Source organism: Nocardia rhamnosiphila NBRC 108938 (assembly GCF_000720425.1).
Classification (GTDB): Bacteria; Actinomycetota; Actinomycetes; order Mycobacteriales; family Mycobacteriaceae; genus Nocardia; species Nocardia rhamnosiphila.
In genome coordinates this window covers 1,467,850-1,483,063 of sequence record NZ_JOAJ01000001.1, presented here as the reverse complement: position 1 = coordinate 1,483,063, position 15,214 = coordinate 1,467,850, and the positions used below count along the sequence as shown (strand labels likewise).

The following is a 15,214-nucleotide window of genomic DNA, read 5'->3' as shown; positions in this document are numbered from 1 at the left end:
CATTTTGCCCCACCATCCATAGCGACCAGGGGGCCGGTCATATCTGCCGGCGCCGACTCCGCACTACCGGGTCGGCGCCGCGACCGGGACCGGGACCGATGGAGGGTCGATCGTTCACGAACACAGTCGCAGCGGTCGGCGCGGCCGGCCCCGCCGGGGCGTGAGCCGACGCGGTCGACGAGACCGATCTGCCGATCGCCCGGCGCCGGCACCCGCGGCGCCGGCTGGCTTCGGCGATCGCACTGGTGCTGGTCGCACAATTCGCGCACGGGCTCGTCACCAATCCCGGATGGGACTGGCCGCCTTCGTCGAGTACTTCACCGCCGACGCGGTCCTGAAAGCGCTCCGGGTGACCGTGGAACTCACCCTGTACGGCACCTTCTTCGGATTCCTGCCGGGTATCTGGCCGGCCATCGGGCGGCTGTCGCCCAATCCGGTCCTGCAGGTCGTCTCGTCGACCTACACCTGGGCGTTCCGGTCGATCCCGCTGATCGTGATCCGCGGTGCCCGGCATCCCGCCCCTGACCATGGCAGGCGCTAGGACGTCTCGACCACCTGGGTCCCGTCCGCCACCCGGTCGTGCCAACCCTGCTTCGTCGAGCTGGATGCGACGGTGACGGCGATACCGAGCGCGGCGAAGAACCAGAGGACGCCGCCGATGCAGGGCACCAGGTTGAGCAGCATATAGGCGTTGCGCAGGGCGGATTCCTTGAGGCCGGGTTTCGCCGCCCCGCCGGAACCGTTGACGTGCAGGCCGAGCAGCTTCTTACCGGGGGTGGAACCGGAGGTCACCTCGAACCCGACGAAGTACAGGAAGGCGAACCCGGCGCCGGGCAGGATGGACACCCAGCCGGGGGTGTGGGCGGTCTTGTTCAGCAACCAGAAGAAGATCCCGCCGACGATCGCCGCGACGATCCAGTCGATGAAGCGGGCCGCGGCACGTTTGCCCAGTCCACCCGGGGTGATCCCCGCGGCCGCGGTGAATCGGGGGTCGTATGCTCCGGTGGTCATCGTGCTCCTCCTCGGTAGCGGCCGCCCCCGGCGGTGTGGGCGCGGTGCCCGTCCGGGGGCGGTTCCACGATCTCATATCTGGTCGTGACGTTCGATACGGTCGTTCGCGGTGTGGTTGGGGCCGTTGATATCCGCGGTGTCACCGCGGTTTCCGTTCGCCGCCCGAATCGTGGTCGGCGGCCGTGGGCGGCACCGGGTCGCTGTCCGCGTGCCGCGGCGGTGTGGTCCGGAGCGGCGTCTCCGTGACCGGCCGGGGCAGCAGGCGTTGCAGGACATCGGTGATGGTGATCAGGCCGACCGGGTCCGCGCGTTCGGCAGCGGTGACGACCGCGAGGTGGCTGCGGGTTTCCCGCATGGTGTGCAGCGCCTCGTACACCTTCGTCGCGGAGGTCAGGGTCAGGACCGGGCGCATCAGCCGCCGCGCGGTGGTGCCCGGCCCGGCCTGCAGGCTGTCGCGAACGTGCAGGACCCCGTCGATCCGGGCGCCCTCGCGAACCAGCAGGCGCAGATGGCCGGACTCGCGCGAGATCGCCTGGATCGTCTCCGGTCCGGCGTCCGGGCCGACCGCGCTGGGATGGGCGTCGGGCCGGACGATATCGGCGACCGTGAGCTGTTCCAGTTCCAGCGCGCTGATGAGATTGCCGTGGTAGCGCTCGTCGAGGGTGCCCACGGTCGCGGAGTGTTCGACGAGGTGGCGCAGCGCGGCGGGGTCCTGACCGGCGTCGACTTCGTCCACCGGGGTCACCCCGACGGCGCGCAGGCACCGGTTGGCGGTGCTGTTGAGCGCGGTGAGCAGCGGGCGGGTGAACCACATGAAGACGCGCATCGGGACGGCCAGGATCGTCGCCGATTTCTCCGGATGCGCGATCGCCCACGATTTGGGCGCCATCTCACCGACTACCAGATGCAGGAATGTCACGACGATGAGCGCGAGGACGAAGCCGATGACATCGGCGACCCATACCGGCGCGCCGAGATCTTCGAACAGCGGGGTCAGCCAATGGTGCACAGCGGGTTTGGTGATCGCGCCCAGCGCCAGGGTGCACACGGTGATGCCGAGCTGCGACCCGGCCAGCAGTACCGACAGCTCCGCGGAACTGCGCAGCGCCGCGCGCGCGGCCGTGCTGCTCGCGGCGGCGTCCTCGAGCCGGTGCCGCCGGGCGGCGATGAGCGCGAACTCGACCGCGACGAAGAACGCGCTCGCCGCGATCAACCCCACCGTCACCGCCGCGACGATCCAGGGGTTACTCATCTGCGGTGGCCTCCGATTCGGGCCGCACGGTGACGAACACCGACGCGGGCACGTGCTTGTCGACGCGGCGGACCTCGGCGACCAGGATGCGGGCCGGCCGCGGCGGGTCGCTGAGATAGTCGGCCGGCTCCGCCGGCAAGGGGACGCGGACCTGATCCCCGACTTCGGGTAATCCACCGAAGGCGCTGATCATCAGGCCGGCGAGGGTTTCGTGATCGCCGCTGGGCAGGGTGCATTCGAGGAGACGTTCGACCTCGTCGAGGTGGATATCACCGCGCAGCAGCCAGCCCTCGCCCTCGGCGACGATATCGGCGGTCGTGCCGGGGTCGTGTTCGTCGGCGATCTCGCCGACGAGTTCTTCGGCGATGTCCTCGACGGTGACGATACCGGCGAAACCACCGTATTCGTCGACGACGAGCGCCATCTCCTCGCGGGCGGCGCCGAGCCGGCCCACCAGCTCGGGCAGCGGCAGCGATGCCGGGACCAGGACCGCAGGGCGCAACCGGGTCTGCGCGGTACCGGCGGGTGCGCCGTCGAGGAGGTCGTGCAGATGGATCACCCCGCGCAGGTCGTCGCTGGAATCACCGACGACCGGATAGCGCGTATGGCCCGTGCGCATCCGGGCGAGGACCTCGCGCACCGGGTCATCGATGTGCACCGTGTCGACCCGCGCCCGGGGGATCATGGCGTGTTCGGCGGTGCTGGTCGGGAAGTCGAGGATACGGTCGAGCAGCGTGGACAATTCGGCGGGTAGTTCCCCGGAATCACGGGATGCCGCGACGATGTGCTCGAGGTCGCGGGGGGTGGCCGAATGCTCGACATCGTGCACCGGTTCGATGCGCAGGGCACGCAGCAGCAGGTTCGACGACTGATCGAACAGCCGGATCAGCCATCCGAACACCTTCAGGTACAGCGTCGTCGAGGCCGCGAGCCGGCGGGCGACCGGCTCGGGCCGGGCGATGGCGAGGTTCTTCGGTACCAGTTCCCCGAACAGCATCTGCACCACGGTGGAGAACGCGATGGCCAGCACCGCCCCGATGCCGATCCCCACGGCGGCCGGCACCCCGGCTCCGCCCAGCAGATCCCCGAGCCCCCGGCCGATGAGCGGTTCGGCGACATAGCCGACCAGCAGCCCTGTCACCGTGATCCCGAGCTGGGCGCCCGAGAGCATGAACGACGTACGCCGGGTGACCCGCAGCGCCCGGCCGGCGGCCCGGTCGCCGGCCGCGGCACCGGCTTTCAAGCGGGACCGGTCCACGGCCATGAACGCGAATTCCTGGGCGACGAAATAGCCTGTCACCGCCGTGATGAGCAAGACGACGACGATGCCGAGGGCGATATTGAGTGCGGTCAGCATTGTCGCGTCCCGGTCCGGTGTCGGGGAGGCTCCTCGCCCCGGCGCGCGCCGGGGTGCCGATTCCTGCGCGATGCGCGTTTCATGAACTCTCTTTGCTCAGGGGACGGTTACTGGTGAACCGTGGAATGGTGTCGCCGGATGTCAGACGTTGACGCCGTAGTCGCGGGCGATCCCGGCGAGTCCGGAGGCGTAACCCTGCCCGATGGCGCGGAACTTCCACTCGGCACCGTGGCGGTACAGCTCGCCGAACACCATGGCGGTTTCGGTGGAGGCGTCCTCGGACAGGTCGTAGCGCGCCAGTTCCGCCCCGTTGGCCCGGTCCACCACCCGGATGAACGCATTGCGCACCTGGCCGAACGACTGCTGCCGGGCATCGGCGTCGTGGATGGACACGGGGAAGAAGATATTGGTGATCGTCGGCGGGGTGGCCGCCAGATCGACATGGATCACCTCGTCGTCGCCTTCACCCTCACCGGTGAGGTTGTCGCCGGTGTGCTCGATACTGCCTTCGGGGGAACGCAGGTTGTTGTAGAACACGAAGTGCTGGTCGGACACCACTTTCTGTTCCGGGCCCGTGGCGATGGCGCTGGCGTCCAGATCGAAATCGGCGCCCGTGGTCGACCGCACATCCCAGCCCAGACCGACCGCTACCGCGGTCAGGTTCGGCGCCTGCTTCGACAGCGAGACATTTCCGCCCTTGGCGAGACTGACACTCATTTCGGCTTCTCCTGATTCTCGAGACGTTATCGGCTGTCCGGTACCGCGGTCGTCGGGGCGGTCGCGAGGGGGCGTTCTTCGTTGCCCGGTGTTCGCGTGACCGGCTGTCCGGATACCTGCGCGAAGGTCGCCCGGCGCGCACACCGGTCGCGGCTCAGCACGCGCGGGGTGTCCTGCCCACCGGCCGTTCGGTGCCGGTGACGCTGCGCATTTGCCGAGTCCCTCGTGCGGACATACATCCGACACTAGCACGCACCACTGTATGGTTGACGGTGGCAGAAGGAGGTGCCCGTGCCCGAGTCGCTGCTCAGGATCGGTGAGTTCGCTGCCCGCGCCGAGGTCAGCGCCCGCACCATCGACTACTACACCGGACTGGGCCTGCTGGCGCCGGCCGAACGTACGACCGGTAACTACCGGCTCTACGACGCCGCCGATATCGCCCGGGTCCACCTCATCCGCCGGCTCGAGGCGCAGGGGTTGCCCTTGGAGGAGATCGCCACCGCGCTCACTGCGGGCCCCGGCGATATCGGGCATGTGCTGGACCGTATCGACGACGATCTGAAACTCCTGCACGCCGCCGCCGAAACCGCTCCGGCCGAGATCCACGGCCTGCTGACGGTGATCAGCGCCCGCATCCACTCGCTGATCACGGTGGCGCTGCAACTGCCACCCGATATTCCGGTCCTGTGAACCGATCCGGGTGTGGTGCTACGCGGGTGTCCGCAGATCCAGGAGCTGTTCGAAGAATCCACCGAAACCGCGGGCGCGATCGACGAGATGGATCTCCAGGATCCAATGGCAGGTGCGGCCGGTGGGGTCGGCGCGCCGCATGGGGATATCGGATCCGGGCGCGATATAGGACGTGACCTCGGTGCCGGAGATCTGCTTGTGCGGGAACTCCCCGATCAAGTGGCCCGCGATGGGGGCGGTGAAGGCCCAGCCCTGCTCGGCGGCCCGCGCGACGGTCCAGTCGTACAGTTGTGCGCCGGTGATCTCGGGATGGGTGTCGAAATGGTCGCGCACCCGGTCCCACAGTGGTTCGAGGGCATCGCGTACCGCGAGTTTGGCCGGGTCGTCGCCGAGTACGTAGGTGCGGCCGAAATCGGCCTCCCATTCGGCGAAGATCGGTCCGAAGTCGAGGAAACAGATATCGTCCGCGCCGATGACCCGGTCCGGCGGGTTCGCCGCGTAGGGCTCGAGGGTGTTCACGCCGGCGCGGACGATGCGTTTGTGCCAGAAGCGGCGGATGCCGAACATTTCGTGTGCGAGTTCGCGTACGGCGTCGCCGACCGCGGACTCGGTGCCGCCGGGGGCGAGGAGACCGCGGGCGACCACCTCGTCGAACAGGGCCGCGGCCTTGGCCTCGGCATCCAGCAGTGCTGTGATTCGCGCCGATTCGGCGGGGTCCACCTCCATGGATCCGACCCTAGGACATCGGAACCGCTACGCCGCGGGGACGGCGCGATCGCAGAGATCAGGGGATCGGGCGGTGGATGAATCCGCCGCGGTCAGCGTAGGAAGGGAACGACCTCGGCGAGCAGGGCGTCGGGGCGGTCGAGCGGGATGATGTGGCCGCAGGCCGGGATCAGCCGGCCGACGAGATCGTCGGCGACCGTGCTCAATTGCCGGTACAGAGCGTTACCCACGCTGTCGGCGCCCAGGGCCAGTGTAGGTACGCGCAGCCGGCAATCGGCGACCGCCGTGGCGATCTGGCGCGCGCGTTCTCCGGCATGGCACGGTAGTAGGCGAAACCGCCGCGCAGCGCCTCGGCTCCGGTATACGCCCGGAGGACAGCGGCGCGCAGGTCGGGCGGTATCCGTTCGGGCCGGGTGGTGCCCGCGGTGAGGAACCAGTCGATGTACTCGGTTTCGTGGCCCGCCAGAACTGTTTCCGCGAGACCGGGCACCGCGTGGAACCCGAACCACCAGGGTGGTCCGGCGGCCAGGAATTCCTCCGCACCGGGCAGGGGAGCCAGCAGGGATTCCATCAGGACGAGCCGGTGCACGCGCTCGGGATGCCGCAGCGCGAACAGGAACGCCGCGGGCACCGAGGCGTCCAGGGCCAGCACCGACGCGGCCGGGAGATCGAAGCCGTCGAGCAGGCCCGCGAGATCCGCGGCGAGGGTGCCCGCGTCGTAGCCGTCGCGCGGCCGGGCGCTGTCACCGAGCCCGCGCAGGTCCGGCGCGATGACGAGGTGATCCCGGGCCAGCGCCGGAATCACCTGGTCCCAGATGCGCCGGGTGTGTGGCCAGCCGTGGAGCAGCACGAGCCCGGGGCCGGAGCCGGAGACCGTCACAGCCAGGTCCACCGAATTCGCGTCGATCCGCATCTCCTGCGGTGGTGTGCCGGTCCGCATATCGCGCCTCCTGAGTAACCTTCGGTGATCACGTCACCGTAGGAAAGCGAGCGCGGGTGGAACAAGACGGCACTTTCGCGAAACCCGGTCACCCCGGGGTGACCGCCCGGCGCGGCGATCTGTTCGCACCGGACTGCCCGACCCGGCAGCTGCTGGACCGGCTCGGGACGAAATGGGTCTCGATGGTGGTCAAGGTACTGGCCGAGGACAGCCCGCGTCCGGTACGTTTCGCCGCGCTGCGCCGGCGGATGCCCGGCGTCTCGCAGAAAATGCTGTCACAGACCCTGCGGGGGCTCGTCGCCGACGGGCTCGTCACCCGGCACGTCGAACCGACTGTGCCGCCGCACGTCCACTACGCTCTGACCGAGCTCGGGCAGTCACTGGAACTCGTCCTCGCGGCGATGCGTGACTGGGCCGAAACACATATGCCGGCGATCAGTGCCCATCGTGTGGCGGGTGTCGGACCGGAGGATGCGGTGGTGGAGGGGCACGGGTCCGGCCGAACGTATATGTAGGGCCGGCCGGTGCCACACCCCGCATTCTCGAGAATGTGACGACGGATGACCCGCTGCACCGGTGCCGGTCAGCCGAGTCTCGACGGCCGGCAGGGCAGTACCGGAAGCCGGGTGCCGTCCAGGAACGATCTGGGGGAAACGCCCATGAGAGAACGGAATTCGGCGGACATATGGGACTGGTCGTAATAGCCGGCGCCGGCGGCCAGGTGTGACCACGAGGAGGTTCCGGCTGCGGCGAGCACCCTCCGGACCCGATCTATCCGGGTGTAGTGCTTCGGGGAGACACCGATCCCGGCGGTGAAGAGGTTGCGCAGCTGGCGTTCGCTCACGGCGAGGGCACGGGCCAGCGCGGGGACCGTACCGCCGGTGGGCTCCGTGGATACGGTGTCGACGGCGGTCCGCAGCAGCATCCGATGCAGCCGCTGGGTCGGGCTCTCCCGGATACGTTGCGGTAGTTGCTCTTCCAGGTAGGGCAGCAGCTCGTCGTGGCGCAACTCGGCCAGTTCGGGGGCGAGGCCGGCCGCCGGGCCCGGTAGTTCGGCGAGGCGGACGACCCGGTCGGTCAGGTCCCCGGCGCCGACCCCCAGCACCGGCCCGGTGGCGCCCGGCGCGAGCCGCAGCCGAAGGCAACCGAGGGGTTTGTCCGCGGTGGCGTAGGACGCCCGGGTGCGGGGTCCGAGGACGAGCGGTTCGCGCGAGCCGTGGTCCCGTTCGGTGCGCAGCACGATCATGGTGGTGGCCCACGGAATATGGGCGAAGGGTACGGCGAAGCCGCGGTTCGCCGGAATGCGGCCGAGTTCGGTGAGCCACGGACGCAGGGACGGTGGGGCGGGCGTCGTGGTCTCGGTGAGGTCGGTGGTCACGGACGGCAACTGGGCCGGCGAGAGGGTCACTCCTCGAGTGTATGCAGGTCAGGATGCTCCGATTGTGCCGAAATCTCCTATCGGTCCGGCCCCGGGCCAGGGCACGGTGGTGCCATGATCCTGATCACCGGTGCCACGGGCACCATCGGCAGCGAGATCGTCCGGCAGCTGGCCGCCCGCGGCGAACGAGTTCGTGCTGTCACCCGCAACCCCGGTGCGGCCTCGGTTCCCGCCGGAGTGGAGGTCGTTCACGGCGACTACACCGACGTGCCCGGCGTGGCCCGCGCGATGACCGGCGCCGAATCGGTATTCGTCCTCGGTGTGCTCGGGCCGGAACATGTCGAGGCCGACCGCGCGCTGATCCGGGCGGCCCGGGACGCCGGAGCCCGCCGCATCGTGAAGTTGTCCGCGATCGGCACCGGGGACCCCGCACTCGGGCGGGTCGGGACCTGGCATCTGCCCGGGGAGGAAGCTGTTCGCGACAGCGGCGTGGACTGGACCGTCCTGCGGCCCAGTTCGTTCGCCTCGAACACCCTCGCCTGGGCGAGCGCGCTCCGCGCCGGGCTCCCTGTCTCGAACCTCACCGGCTCGGGCGCGCAGGGAGTGGTCGACCCGCGCGATGTGGCCGCCGTCGCCACCGAAGCGCTGCTCTCCTCCGCTCATACCGGTCGGGTCTACACGCTCACGGGCCCGGAACTGCTCACCACACACGACCAGGCCGCTACCCTTGCCGCCGCGCTCGGACGCCCGGTCGAGGTGGTCGACATCGCCGAGAGTGCCGCCCGGGAACATATGCTCGCCGCCGGGGCCACCACGGAATTCGCGGACGGGGCGCTGGCCGGTCAGGCTTTCGCCCGGGCCGGCGGGAATGCCGTGGTGACCGGCGATATCGGCGAAGTCCTCGGCCGGCCGGCGCGTACCTACGCGGACTGGGTCGCCGACCACGTTTCGGCGTTCGGTGACGTGCCGGCGGTGCGCAACTGGCGTTCGTACTGATGCGGGCCGCGCGGGGCGTCGTCGTCGCCGCTCCGCGTGCGGGTCAGGCCCCGAGCCTCTTCAGGATGACACTGATCTCGATGGCCTGGCCCGACCCGAAGCTCGGGGCGAGGGTGCTGAACGCTTCCCAGCCCGCGCGCCCGAGTTCGTTGAGGTCCTCCTCGATCCGGGCATAGTCGAAGCCCTTCATCCGGAGTTTGTAGGTCAGCACCTTGTACTCCCATTGCACGGCCATGAACCGTCTCCCTTCGGTCGTCTCACCGCCGGCACCCGGGCCGGCCTGCACGGGTCATTCGAAACCATGCCGCTACGGCACGGTCAACTGCGGGCTGCCGGTGCGGACCGGGGCCGGAGAGCCCGTACGTAGTCGGCCGTGTTCCGCGGACAGAAGAGGCGGTGTGTCCCGGCCGCGGTGGGAATATATCGTCCGGGCGCCGCACGCAATAGTTTTAATTCCGATGTTTCCGATCGCGGCAATTCTGGTTGCGGTTGTGTGAACAGTGGATGAGGGGGCATGAGTACCCGGTCGGGGGGATGGCCGCGGGTCGATTTTCGGTACGATTCTGATCGTCGGCGCGATCGCGGTCCCGGGTGCGCTCAGTCGATTACCTCATGCGCGTATGTATTTCACGATGGAGTGGATGCCTGATCGGCGGCGGGACCGCAGCAGCCACCGATCCGAATGCGCGGACGGGAATTCCGCAGAGAATTACCGATCCGCGGGATCTCGATTATCCGGGACCATTCCATAAGCGCGCCGACGCGCGGCGTAACTACACCCGCATCCTCGCCGTGGCCCAAGAAGAGGTCGCCGCGCACGGCGCCGGCGCGTCCCTCGAACAGATCGCCCGGACCGCCGGGGTCGGTTCGGCGACGGTACGCGGGCATTTCCCCACCCGCCGGCGCGCTGCCGGAGGCCGTTTCGCGGGAGCGGATCGAGGCACTGCGGCTGCGCGCCGCCGTCCTCGCCGGCGTGGACGACAGCCGCAACGCGCTGCTGGAATGGTTGAGCGATCTCGTCGACTACTGCGTCTCCGCCCGGGGCCCGGCCGCCGCGCTGTCCTACGGCGGCGGCGCCGCCGCCGACCCGGTGCACGCGAACACCTGTGCCGCGTCCATGCGGGAAGCGGTCGAGCCCCTGGTCCGGCGGGCCGCTCGGGACGGTGCGGTGGCCGCCGGCACCACCGCCGGTGACCTCATCACCTTGGTTGTCGGTATCTCCCTGGCCACCGAGCACTTTCCCGACCCGGCCGCGGAGGCGGATCGGCTCTTCCGGCTCACCGTGGCGGGTCTGAGCCCGTAACGCCACACCTTCCGGGCGCTGCGGCCGCTACCCGGGGCCGGTTTCGTCCAGCCGGGCCACCAGTGTCTTCGGGGCGACGGTGCGGTAGGCGTCGACCACGATCTCGCCGATCTCCGCCCAATCGACCGGTACATCCAGATAGACCCCGAGCCAGCCGCGGTGCCCTACATAGGGAGGCCGGAAGAATCGTTCGGGTTCGGCGCTCACCATGGCCTCTTGGGCGCCGGGCGGCGCGGCGCACCAGAAACCCGGTCGATCGCTGTGATGGTGATCGGCGTAGGTGGCGAAGGTCTTCCTCCCCCGGATGAACCAGGTGGGTTCGCCATGACTGATCCGCTCGGAGGTCTCGGGGAGCGCAGTGCACAGTCCGCGCAGCCTGGTCAGTGGCGTTTCGGCCATGGCGTCACCCTAGCAACGTGCACCGACGATTTTCGTGGCACGCCGCCCGCCCGGGCTGCCGATCCGATGCCCGGACGGGCGGGCTCAGCTGCCCGCGCGCCGACGGTATCCGCGCTGCCGACAGGTCGGACCGCAGTAGCGGGCGGGCCGGCCGGTGGTCCGATCCCGCAAGCGGATACCGCATTCGGCGCAATGGCGGCCGCGCCCGGTTTCGTGACGACGAGGCACCGCATTGTCACGGAAGTCGGCTCCTTCCGTGACGGCCGTGGTCCGCACGACATCGAGCAATCGCCGGACGAGCCGGGCGCCGCGCGCCCGGCTGCGGTGCGCCGACCGGATCGCGGCGCCGCCGACGGTCAGCGCGGTCAGGTCGGCGACCTGTACCTCGGCGTCCACCGCACCGGCCCGTTGCGCGTGGTGCAACAGGCGTCGCAGCGCCTCGTCGAACTGTTGCGCCGCGGTCGTGAGCAGGGCATGTGGCCAGCTCTGATCAGCGGTCAGCGCATCGCAGATCTGTTTGCGACCGGCCGTTTTCTCGATCACCTCGAGCAGGAAACCGAACAGCGCGTCGCCGGGCGCGGCCGATTCGGCCCACCGGTCGGCCGCCCGGGCGAGACTTGCGACATGTTCGGCGAGTACCGCCTCGATCAGAATTTCCTTACTGGGGAAATGCCGGTACACCGTCCCGGCGCCCACGCCCGCGCGCTGGGCGATCCGGCCGATCGACACCTCCGGCCCGTCCTCGGTGAACACGCGTACGGCGGTCTGCAGGACGAGCTCTCGATTGCGCCGGGCGTCGGCGCGCTCACTGTTGGGCGCCGGTGGTGCTGTCATGTCACGTATTCCTTGTCCGGGAAAGGGAAACGGGCGAAGTATTCCGGATCATGTCAGTATCCACATTCGACGGAACGGACGCCGTGCGCGCCGATTCCGATTCCGATTCACCGATTCTCGTCACCGGTGCCACCGGCCGGCAGGGCGGCGCCACCGCGCGGCGCCTGCTGGCCGCGGGCCGGCCGGTGCGTGCCCTGGTCCGTGATACCGAGGCCCCGGCCGCGCTCGCGCTGGCCGCCGCGGGCGCCCGGCTGGTGCGCGGGGATCTCGACGACCTGTCCGGCCTGGCGCGCGCACTGGATGGTGTCGCCGGCGTATTCGGCATACCGCCCGTGGTGTTGGGGCCGTCCGGTGTCGATACCGATGTCGAGGCGGCGCGTGGCCGGGCGCTGATCGATGCGGCAGTGGCCGCGGGGGTCGAGCAGGTCGTGTTCAGCACGGTCGCCTCGACCTCGGCGCCAGTGCCGGACGGGGCCGGGAAGCGGGCGATCGAGGAGTATCTCCTCGACAGAGTCGCCGTGCCGACGGTGCTACGACCGGTCCGATTCATGACCAACTATCTCGGAGTCGCGGTGGCCGGTATCGACGGTATATCCCATGGGATGCATCGGCATCTGTTCCCGCCCCACGAGCCCATGCAGATCATCGCGGTGGAGGATATCGCCGAATTCGCTCTCCTCGCCTTCACCGACCCGGCCCGGTTCGCCGGACGCACACTGGAACTCGCGGGGGACCAGCCGACCCCGGTCGCGGCCGCCGCCGCGATCAGCGAGGCCACCGGAATCGCGGTGCGGTACGAGCAGCTCACCGACGACGAGGCCGCGGCGCTCGGCACCGAGATCGCCGCGGTGCGCACGAACTGGCGCGATGGTTACCGCTGGCACGCCGATATCGAAGCTCTCCGCGTGATCCATCCCGGCCTGCGTACCTTCGGTGACTGGCTCGCCGAATCCGGCGCCACCGTGCTCCGGGACCATCTCACCGCCGCCGGCGTCGAATCCGTGCGGTAGACCCGTGGGCGGCTCGGGGCGCTCGGTCGGCTCTCGTATCGCCACCGGTTTCCGCTCCGGGCATCGACCGCGCCTCGTGCCGGCCTTCGCTTCCGTCTGGGCCGGCCGGGCGCGCAACGCCTTCGCCGAGGCACCGAGCTCGCCATGACGGTGCCCGGTGTCGTGAGCGCGGGCGGTGCGCCGGAGCCGCGATCACGACGCCGAACCCGTGGGCTCAGACCTCCGGAACCGATGGGTCGCCGGTCTCTACGGGATTGGACGGATCCGCGCCCCACTGCGACCAGGAACCGGGAAACAGGCTCGCGTTCCGCCCGGCGGCGGTGAGCGCGGCGACAGCGATCGCGGCTGTCACGCCCGAACCGCAGTAGACGGCCGGCGGCCGCGCCGGGTCGCCGGCCGGATACCGGGCGAGGATCTCCTCGTCCGGGAGAAAGCGGCCGGACTCGTCGAGCAGTGCCGTCGCGGGAACATTGCGTGCCCCCGGGATATGGCCGGCCACGGGATCGACCGGTTCGTTCTCGCCCCGGTACCGCTCCGGGGCCCGAACATCGACGAGCGATCCCCGCGCGGCGATATCGGCCAATTCCTCCGCCGTCACGACATCGCGCGCACCGGTGTAGAGGTCCGGCCGGTTTACGGTGGCGTCGCCCGGCGCCGGGATCACCTGGCCGCTCTCGAGGGCACCGCCGAACTCCCGCCAAGCCGGCAGACCGCCGTCGAGGATGCGGACCTCCCGCAGTCCGGCGGCAGTGAGCACCCACCAGGCGCGCGCCGAACCGGCGCGATTCCAGTCGTCGTAGACCACCACCGGGACGCCGTCGCGGACGCCCCAGGCCCGCAGGCTCCGTTGCAGTGCCGCACCGCCGGGTAGCGGGTGGCGACCGCGGCCGGTCACCGAGTGGTCGGACAGTTCGCTGTCCAGGTCGACGTAGACGGCGCCGGGCAGGTGGGCGGCGCGGTAGTCGGCGCGCCCGTCGGGGCGGTCCAGCCGCCACCGCACATCCAGCAGCGTCACCTCGGTTCCGGACGCGAGCGTCGCCGCCAGTTCGGCGGCGGTAGTGAACACTTCGGCACGAGCAGTCATCGAATGGTCTCCACCTCTGCGGCTTGCCGTCACGGGCTGTTCCGCCACGGGCGACCGGTGCGGATCGGTCGGCGACGGCACAGCGGATGCTAGCAGCGGTTCGAGCGGGTACCGGCTGCCGTGATCCCGGCGTCGCGTCGTGACCGTCCTGTCATGATTCGAATCTGTGCGAGGCGAACTCGGCGCCGCACACCGCGGGAACACGCGAGTCCGTGACGGTCGTCACCGCCGGGCCGGCAGCAGGTCGGGCGACGATCGGAACTGCTCGCGAACGATGGGTGGGCTCAACTGTGCGCCGGTAGCTCATCGATGGCCCTCGGAGCCGGTGGCCTGTAGGTCTCCCCTCGACAGCTGGATCCGGGCTACCAGGGCCCGGTGATCCGCGCCGGGTAGCCCCACAGTTTCGACCGCCACCGCGCGGCCGCCCGCGGTCAGGATGTGGTCGATACCGACGAGCGGCGGCCACCGCTTATCGGCCGGGTAGGTGACCAGGTGCCCGGCCCCCGCCTGTACGGCGGCGTCGGCGAACCGGCCGGATGACAGGGCGCGGTACTGCGCATGGTCGTAGGTCGCGTTGAAATCACCGCCGACCAGCACCGGCCGGTCCGCGGGCGCCCGTTCGAGGATCGCGCGCAGCCGCGACAACTCGTCCGCCCACACCCGTGTCCCATACACCGGCGGTACCGGATGGAACGCGTACACCGCCACCGGCCCGACCTCCGGGATCGCCACGGTCGCCGAGAGCTGGTTCAGCACGAATCCGTCGTACTCGACGGTATCGGAGAGCGGGTGGCTGCTCCAGATCCCGGTCCCGGCCGCGGTCCGGCCGGGGGAGAGGTGGCGATGGGGCAATGCCTCGTCGAGTCCGGCCCGGCCGAGTGCCGCGACCGCAGCGGGGGTGAGTTCATCGACGGTGAGTATCTCGACCTGCCGGGCGCGTACTTCGTCGACCAGCGCTCGCGGATCCGCGCCGTCGAAGAGGAGATTGGCCTGCATCACGGTCACCGTGCGGCCCTGGTCGTCACCCTGACCACCGGTGTAGAGGGGAGCCTGGGTCCAGATCCCGGCGGCGGCGACCACCCCGGCCAACCCGGCACCGCCCCAGCGCCGCCCGGCGGCGAAGACCGCCACGCCGACGAGCGCGGAACCCATCAGATACGGCGCGCCCGAGGCCGCGAGCACCAGCAGGCGGGAGCTCGAGCGACTGAAGTGCAGACCCACCCCGGCGCCTCCGGCGAAGGTGGCCGTCCAGGCCAGTGCCCCGATACCCACGCGAACCGGATGCCACCTCATATCCGACAGCCAAGCACACGGCCCGCGCCGCGAATCAGGCCGTTCCGGCCTTCGGCGCGGGCCGGCCGACTCGGCGGGGTACGTGATGCCGGGCAACGGTCTGCCGCCGCGACATCGCCTCGAACACCGCTGCCGCGGTAGTGGTCAGGAGTTACCGGAGGTGCCCGGTCGGCCGGGTGCGGTCTGCCGCCGCGGCATTGCCTTGCATATCGCTGCCGCGGTGA

General features: G+C 70.0%; 17 protein-coding genes and 1 pseudogene. 6 read left to right on the top strand and 12 right to left on the bottom strand.

Features of this window, described 5'->3' with window-relative positions:
- Positions 1-188: 188 nt before the first annotated feature.
- A pseudogene (locus tag IG75_RS37205) lies at positions 189-496 on the top strand (amino acid ABC transporter permease); the annotation flags it as partial.
- A gap of 41 nt (positions 497-537) precedes the next feature.
- Here IG75_RS37205 and IG75_RS0106715 read toward each other — a convergent pair.
- The 4 genes from IG75_RS0106715 to IG75_RS0106700 all read right to left on the bottom strand — a co-directional run bounded on the left by IG75_RS0106715 (position 538) and on the right by IG75_RS0106700 (position 4,337).
- A complete protein-coding gene (locus IG75_RS0106715; protein WP_030520282.1) occupies positions 538-1,011 on the bottom strand; it encodes an RDD family protein in 474 nt (157 codons plus the stop codon).
- A gap of 139 nt (positions 1,012-1,150) precedes the next feature.
- Positions 1,151-2,263 (bottom strand): CNNM domain-containing protein, encoded by a 1,113-nt coding sequence (locus IG75_RS0106710; protein WP_081876663.1) that lies wholly within the window; start codon positions 2,261-2,263, stop codon positions 1,151-1,153.
- Positions 2,256-3,620 carry a hemolysin family protein gene (locus IG75_RS0106705; protein WP_030520280.1) on the bottom strand — a complete coding sequence of 455 codons (1,365 nt, stop codon included), beginning with the start codon at positions 3,618-3,620 and terminating at the stop codon, positions 2,256-2,258. Before IG75_RS0106705 ends, IG75_RS0106710 begins: the two co-directional genes overlap by 8 nt.
- 141 nt (positions 3,621-3,761) lie before the next feature.
- Positions 3,762-4,337 carry a TerD family protein gene (locus IG75_RS0106700; RefSeq protein ID WP_030520279.1) on the bottom strand — a complete coding sequence of 192 codons (576 nt, stop codon included), beginning with the start codon at positions 4,335-4,337 and terminating at the stop codon, positions 3,762-3,764.
- 291 nt (positions 4,338-4,628) lie between these two features.
- On the opposite strand from IG75_RS0106700, the gene IG75_RS0106690 reads away from it, so the two are divergent.
- Complete coding sequence (locus IG75_RS0106690) at positions 4,629-5,027, top strand: MerR family transcriptional regulator (RefSeq protein ID WP_030520278.1); 399 nt, start codon at positions 4,629-4,631, stop codon at positions 5,025-5,027.
- A gap of 18 nt (positions 5,028-5,045) precedes the next feature.
- Here IG75_RS0106690 and IG75_RS0106685 read toward each other — a convergent pair whose 3' ends face one another.
- Positions 5,046-5,747 (bottom strand): M24 family metallopeptidase, encoded by a 702-nt coding sequence (locus IG75_RS0106685; protein ID WP_030520277.1) that lies wholly within the window; start codon positions 5,745-5,747, stop codon positions 5,046-5,048.
- A 208-nt stretch (positions 5,748-5,955) separates the two neighbouring features.
- Positions 5,956-6,693, bottom strand: coding sequence for an alpha/beta fold hydrolase (locus IG75_RS36120; RefSeq protein ID WP_245713060.1), 738 nt, complete (start codon positions 6,691-6,693; stop codon positions 5,956-5,958).
- A 56-nt stretch (positions 6,694-6,749) separates the two neighbouring features.
- Here IG75_RS36120 and IG75_RS0106675 point away from each other — a divergent pair, with 56 nt between their 5' ends.
- A complete protein-coding gene (locus tag IG75_RS0106675; protein WP_051714286.1) occupies positions 6,750-7,208 on the top strand; it encodes a winged helix-turn-helix transcriptional regulator in 459 nt (152 codons plus the stop codon).
- A 68-nt stretch (positions 7,209-7,276) separates the two neighbouring features.
- Here IG75_RS0106675 and IG75_RS0106670 read toward each other — a convergent pair whose 3' ends face one another.
- Positions 7,277-8,101: a helix-turn-helix domain-containing protein gene (locus tag IG75_RS0106670; protein WP_030520275.1), complete on the bottom strand. Its 825-nt coding sequence runs from the start codon at positions 8,099-8,101 to the stop codon at positions 7,277-7,279.
- 84 nt (positions 8,102-8,185) lie between these two features.
- Here IG75_RS0106670 and IG75_RS0106665 point away from each other — a divergent pair, with 84 nt between their 5' ends.
- Positions 8,186-9,067 (top strand): NAD(P)H-binding protein, encoded by an 882-nt coding sequence (locus tag IG75_RS0106665; RefSeq protein WP_030520274.1) that lies wholly within the window; start codon positions 8,186-8,188, stop codon positions 9,065-9,067.
- A 43-nt stretch (positions 9,068-9,110) separates the two neighbouring features.
- Here IG75_RS0106665 and IG75_RS0106660 read toward each other — a convergent pair whose 3' ends face one another.
- Positions 9,111-9,302: a DUF4177 domain-containing protein gene (locus tag IG75_RS0106660; protein ID WP_030520273.1), complete on the bottom strand. Its 192-nt coding sequence runs from the start codon at positions 9,300-9,302 to the stop codon at positions 9,111-9,113.
- A 738-nt stretch (positions 9,303-10,040) separates the two neighbouring features.
- Here IG75_RS0106660 and IG75_RS40170 point away from each other — a divergent pair.
- Positions 10,041-10,370 carry an SbtR family transcriptional regulator gene (locus IG75_RS40170; RefSeq protein ID WP_245713072.1) on the top strand — a complete coding sequence of 110 codons (330 nt, stop codon included), beginning with the start codon at positions 10,041-10,043 and terminating at the stop codon, positions 10,368-10,370.
- Positions 10,371-10,397: 27 nt separating this feature from the next.
- Here IG75_RS40170 and IG75_RS0106650 read toward each other — a convergent pair whose 3' ends face one another.
- Together IG75_RS0106650 and IG75_RS0106645 are read right to left on the bottom strand one after the other, a co-directional pair.
- Positions 10,398-10,769: an MmcQ/YjbR family DNA-binding protein gene (locus IG75_RS0106650; RefSeq protein WP_030520272.1), complete on the bottom strand. Its 372-nt coding sequence runs from the start codon at positions 10,767-10,769 to the stop codon at positions 10,398-10,400.
- Between the two features lie 84 nt (positions 10,770-10,853).
- On the bottom strand, positions 10,854-11,603 hold the full coding sequence (locus tag IG75_RS0106645) for a TetR/AcrR family transcriptional regulator (RefSeq protein WP_030520271.1): 750 nt from the start codon (positions 11,601-11,603) through the stop codon (positions 10,854-10,856).
- A gap of 50 nt (positions 11,604-11,653) precedes the next feature.
- On the opposite strand from IG75_RS0106645, the gene IG75_RS36110 reads away from it, so the two are divergent.
- Entirely contained in the window at positions 11,654-12,613 is a 960-nt protein-coding gene (locus IG75_RS36110) for an NmrA family NAD(P)-binding protein (RefSeq protein ID WP_081876662.1), read from the top strand.
- 214 nt (positions 12,614-12,827) lie between these two features.
- Here IG75_RS36110 and IG75_RS0106630 read toward each other — a convergent pair whose 3' ends face one another.
- Both IG75_RS0106630 and IG75_RS0106625 read right to left on the bottom strand, forming a co-directional pair.
- The gene (locus IG75_RS0106630) at positions 12,828-13,697 is read right to left on the bottom strand and encodes a sulfurtransferase (protein ID WP_030520269.1); all 870 of its coding nucleotides are present in this window, start codon (positions 13,695-13,697) and stop codon (positions 12,828-12,830) included.
- Positions 13,698-14,000: 303 nt separating this feature from the next.
- A complete protein-coding gene (locus IG75_RS0106625; protein WP_036512231.1) occupies positions 14,001-14,990 on the bottom strand; it encodes an endonuclease/exonuclease/phosphatase family protein in 990 nt (329 codons plus the stop codon).
- Positions 14,991-15,214 lie beyond the last annotated feature (224 nt).